The organism is Nocardiopsis mangrovi, from assembly GCF_042653925.1.
In the GTDB taxonomy this organism is placed as follows: Bacteria; Actinomycetota; Actinomycetes; order Streptosporangiales; family Streptosporangiaceae; genus Nocardiopsis_B; species Nocardiopsis_B mangrovi.
The window spans coordinates 1-4,945 of the sequence record NZ_JBHSFQ010000071.1; the positions used below are offsets into that span (position 1 = coordinate 1).

2 protein-coding genes are annotated in these 4,945 nt (G+C 75.9%); both read right to left on the reverse strand.

The window, feature by feature from the left end; all coding sequences use genetic code 11:
* Positions 1-1,681: type I polyketide synthase (locus tag ACFO4E_RS29920; RefSeq protein ID WP_378580649.1), on the reverse strand; the 1,681-nt coding region annotated here is incomplete at its 3' end.
* 140 nt (positions 1,682-1,821) lie between these two features.
* Positions 1,822-4,905 carry a type I polyketide synthase gene (locus ACFO4E_RS29925; RefSeq protein ID WP_378580652.1) on the reverse strand — a complete coding sequence of 1,028 codons (3,084 nt, stop codon included), beginning with the start codon at positions 4,903-4,905 and terminating at the stop codon, positions 1,822-1,824.
* Between the last annotated feature and the right edge of the window lie 40 nt (positions 4,906-4,945).

The following is a 4,945-nucleotide window of genomic DNA, read 5'->3' on the forward strand; positions in this document are numbered from 1 at the left end:
CACCCGGCGCCGACACGCCATCGGCGACGGCACGCAACCCCGCCACCGCCTCACCCCGATCACCCGCCACCACCACCGCCCGATCCCGCAACACCGCACGCGACACCACCAACGACAACGCGGCATCAGCCAAACCGGAAGCACCCGCCGAACCCAGCCACGCCCCCACCCGCGCCGCCTGCGCCCGCACACCCTCCACCCCCACACCCGACACCACCACCGGAACCACACCGGAAAGGGGGAGGCCGTCCGTTCCCTCCCCGACCTCCGCGGCGGACGGGCCCGCCTCCTCGGGCGGGGCCTGCTCCAGGACGACATGGGCGTTGGTGCCACTGGCACCGAACGCCGAGACCGCGGCGCGGCGGGGCCGGCCGGTCTCCGGCCATGCCCGGGGCTCGGTCAACAGCCGCACCCCGCCCGATGACCAATCGACGTGCGGCGACGGTGCGTCGACGTGCAGCGTGCGCGGGAGCCGGGCGTTGCGCACGGCCATCACGGTCTTGATGACCCCGCCGATCCCCGCCGCACCCTGCGCGTGCCCGATATTGGACTTCAGCGACCCCAGCCATAGCGGACGGTCGGCGGGACGCCCGCCGCCATAGGTCGCCATCAGCGCCTCGGCCTCGATCGGGTCGCCCAGCCGGGTGCCGGTGCCATGCGCCTCCACCGCGTCGACGTCAGCGGGCTCCAATCCGGCATCGGCCAGCGCGGCGCGGATCACCCGCTCCTGCGACGGCCCACTCGGCGCGGTCAGCCCGTTGGAGGCACCGTCCTGGTTCACCGCCGACCCCCGCACCACCGCCAAGACCGGGTGACCGTTCCGCCGCGCATCCGACACCCGCTCCAACAGCACCAAACCCACCCCCTCACCCCACCCCGTGCCATCGGCCGACGCCGAAAACGCCTTGGAGCGGCCGTCCGGCGCGAGCGCGCGCTGCCGGGAGAACTCCAGGAAGGTCGCGGGGGTGGCCATGACGGTGACCCCGCCGGCCAGCGCCATGGAGCACTCGCCCCGCCGCAGCGCCTGAGCCGCCAGGTGCAGAGCGACGAGGGACGACGAACACGCGGTGTCCACCGTGATCGCCGGACCCTCCAATCCCAGCGTGTAGGCCACGCGCCCGATGGCCGCGCTGCCCGAGCTACCGGTGCCCACGTAGCCCTCGAAGTCGCCGGGGACGGGGTGCAGCCGGGTGCCGTAGTCGTTGCTGATCACGCCGCCGTACACGCCGATGTCGCGACCGTGCACCGTCGACGGGTCGATCCCGGCGCGCTCGAACGCCTCCCAGGCCACCTCCAGGAGCAGCCGCTGCTGGGGGTCCATGGCGACCGCCTCGCGCGGGGAGATCCCGAAGAAGCCGGCGTCGAACCCGGCCATGTCGTGGAGGAACCCGGCCTCGCGCACATACGAGGTGCCCGCATGATCGGGGTCGGGATGGAACAGGGTGTCCAGGTCCCACTCGCGGTCGACGGGGAATCCTGAGATCGCGTCGACGCCGTCGGCGACCAGCCGCCACAGGTCCTCCGGCGAGGCGACGCCGCCCGGGAACCGGCACCCCATGGCCACGATCGCGATCGGCTCGTCGGCGCGCGCGGCAGGCTCCTCCTGTGCCCGGCGCAGCCGCTCGTTCTCGATGAGCGACGCGCGCAGGGCTTCGACGAGCTGCTCGTGAGAGGTCGCCATGGGTACGCTCCATGTTCGGGTTCGGTTCGGATGCCGCGGAGGAGAGGCCGGGGAGCCACGCCGTTGTCGGGCACCGGCGCGGATCCGCCCCCCGTTCTCAGTTCGCCGTGGTGGTGTGGTCGTGATCCGGTCGCGGCCGGTCAGGTACCGAGGTCGCCGAGGGCGCGGCGGACCAGCTCGTCGGCGTCCATGTGCGCCAGCGGCTCTTCGGCGGCAGGATCGGCGGCCGGGGCGGCACCGTCCCCGCCGGCCAGGCCGAGCAGCGCGTCGAGCACCCCGGCCTCGCGGAAGCGCTCGAACGGCACCCGTGCCAGCACCCGGCGCACCTCGTCCTCGCGATCGGGCGGCGGCGCCGAGCCGCCCGGCAGTGGGGCGGCCGGGAGTTCGGTGGCGATGCGCGCCGCCAGGGCCGCGGGGGTCGGGCAGTTGAACACGACCGCGGCGGGCAGCCGGACCCCCGTCGCCCTGACCAGCCGGTTGCGGAGCTCCACCGAGGTGAGCGAGTCGAAGCCCTGGTCGGTGAAGGCGCGCTCGGCACCGATCGCTTCGGGCGCGGCGCCGAGCACGGCCGCGGCGTGCTCCTTGACGAGGTCGATCAGCGCACGGCGCCGGTCGGTCTCGGTCATGGCGGCGAACCGCGCCGACAGTGGTGGCTCCGCCGCGGTGCCGGTGGCGGCGGTACCCGAGGCCGGGCGGGCCGGGCGGACGAGGCCCCGCAGCAGGGGCGGCACCCGTCCGTCGGCGGTCGCGGCGAGGGCCGCCGGTTCCGCCTCGATCGCGACGGCGACGGGGGCGTCGCCCCGCAGTGCGGCGTCGAGCAGGGCGGTTCCCTCCTCAGGGGTGAAACCCGGAAGCGCGCCGCCGTCGACGACGACGGACCGGCCGGCGGCAACGGCGGCGGTCATGCCGCCTTCCTGCCGCCAGCGGCCCCAGGCCACGGACACGGCGGGCAGCCCCGCGGCGCGGCGCCGCTGGGCGATGCCGTCGAGGTAGGCGTTGGCCGCCGCGTAGGTGGCCTGACCGGCGCTGCCCAGGGTCCCGGCCAGCGAGGAGAAGAGCACGAACAGGCGGAGGTCGGTGTCGCGGGTGCATTCGTCCAGGTGCAGCGCCGCGTCGGCTTTGGGGCGGAAGACCGACGCCAACCGTTCGGGGGTCTGGGCCGGGAGCAGGCCGTCGTCGAGCACCCCCGCGAGGTGCACGACCCCGGTCAGCGGATGCTCGCGGGGGATCTCGGCGAGCAGCCGCCGGAGCGCGTCGCGGTCGGCGACATCGCAGCGCACCGCGCGGGCCGACGCGCCCAAGCGCGCGAGATCGGCGACAAGGTCGGCGGCGCCCGGGGCGTCCGGGCCGCGGCGTCCGGCGAGGATCAGGTGGCGCACCCCGTACCGCGCGGCCATGTGCCGCGCCACCACCGCGCCCAGCGATCCGGTGCCGCCGGTGACCAGCACGGTCCCGTCGGGGTCGGGCGCGGAGCAGACGGCCTCGGAGCCGTGTGCGGCCGGTTCCGGGGCGCGAGCCAGCCGGGGAACGAGCGCCCGGCCCCCGCGGACCGCCACCTGGGGTTCGCCGGATGCGAGCACCAGCGGCACGGCGTCGTGCGGGTCGCCGTCGATGTCGGCGAGCAGGATGCGGTCGGGGTATTCCTCCTGCGCCGAGCGGACGAGCCCCCACACCGCCGCGCCCACGGGATCGACGGGCTCAGCGGTCGCGTCCGGTGCGGCCGAGACCGCTCCCCGGGTCAGCACCACCAGGGTCCGGGCGCCGGAGCCGGGGGCGTCGAGGCGGCGGCGCAACCGGCCGAGGACATCGGTGGCGGCGGCACGCACCTCCTCGGCGGTGGTGCCGTCGAGGTGGCGCGCGTCCAGCAGTGCGGGTGCGGGGCCGCCGTGGCACGGGGCCGGCGAAGGACGCCCGGTCCATTCGACGCGGAGCAGTGCCCCCGATCGGGCGCCGCGGCCGGGGTCGAGCCGCGCCGCCGGGATCGGCCGCGATGTCAGCGACCCCACCGAGACCACCGGTGCCCCGGTGGAATCCGCGGCGTGCACGACGACGCCGCCGGCTCCGTCGGCCGTGAGCCGCGCCCGAAGCGCGGACGCGCCCGAAGCGTGGAGGCGGACGTCGCGCCAGGCGAACGGCACGCGGACGTGGCCGTCGACACGCTCCTCGATACCGGTGAGCGTGATGGCCTGGAGCACGGCGTCGAGCAGGGCGGGGTGCAGCCCGAAGGCGGCGGCGTCCCCGGACTGCGCCTCGGCGAGCTCCGCCTCGACGAAGACGTCCCCGCCGCGGCGCCAAGCGGCGCGCAGGCCGCGAAACGCCGGGCCGTAGTCGTGGCCGGCCTCCGCGAGCCCGGGATAGAAGTCGCCGACGTCCAGCTCGACGGCGTCGCGCGGCGGCCAGACCGCGAGGTCGGTGGGTGCGGCGGCCGCGGACAGGCCCGCGCCGGAAACACCGAGGGCCGCCGTGGCGTGCCGAGTCCAGCCCGTACCCGCGGGGGCGTCCTCGGCCCGGGAGTACACCGCCGCGGTTCGTCGTCCGGCTGGGTCGGGGGCACCGGCCGTGACCCGCACCCGCACGCCGGCGGCGCCGGGGAGGGTCAGCGGGACCTCGTTGACGAGTTCTTCGACGAGGTCGCAGCCTGCTTCGTCACCGGCGCGCGCCACCAGTTCCAGGAGAGCGGTCCCGGGGACGACGGCGGTGCCCAGCAGCCGGTGATCGGCCAGCCATGCCGGGGCGGTCGCGGACAAGAGCCCGGTGAGCAGCACCCCTCCGGTGTCGGGGAGCACGGTCACCGCGCCGAGCAGCGGGTGCGCCGCGGTGTCGAGGCCGAGCCCGGCGGCATCGGCCGCGGGAGGTGCGGTGTCGGGCCAGTAACGCCGGTGCTGGAAGGCGTAGGTGGGCAGGTCCACGGGGGGCGACGACACCGGCGGGTGGGCGTTCTCCCAGTCGATGTCGACCCCGCGCACGTGCGCCCGGGCCAGCGCGGTCAACGCGGTGGTGGCCTCGTCGCGGTCGCGGCGCAGCAGGGGGACGCACAGCGCCCCGGTCGCCGATCCGGGCTCGCCGGGGATGTCCGCGACGACCTCTTCGGCCATCGCCGACAGCGCTCCCCCCGGCCCCAGCTCCAGGAAGACGCCCGCGCCCGCCTCGCGAGCGGCGGCGACACCGTCGGCGAACCGGACCGGGCAGCGCACCTGCCGCACCCAATACCCCGGATCGGTCAACAAACCCGCCTCCGCCACCCGACCCGTCACATTCGACACC